Here is a 251-nt window from a genome sequence, read left to right on the forward strand (position 1 = left end):
GACCTCAACCTCCTGGTGGCGCTGGATGTGTTGCTTGAAGAGCAGAACATCACCCGCGCCGCTGAACGTCTGCACATGACTCAGTCCGCCACCAGCGGCGTGTTGGGTCGCCTGCGCACCTACTTCGAAGACGACTTGCTGGTGCAAGTCGGCCGCCGAATGCAGCCCACGCCCTACGCGCTGGAGCTGACCAAACCTGTGCGCGAAGTGCTGCTGACCATTCAATCGTCGATCACCGCCAAGCCGGTGTT

1 protein-coding gene is annotated in these 251 nt (G+C 61.8%); it reads left to right on the forward strand.

Annotated features, from left to right (window positions below):
- The coding region (locus ACZ6JE_RS15390) for a LysR family transcriptional regulator (protein WP_464319510.1) at positions 1-251 on the forward strand (251 nt) is incomplete at both ends.

It is taken from the genome of Frigoribacterium sp. AC759, from assembly GCF_979256015.1.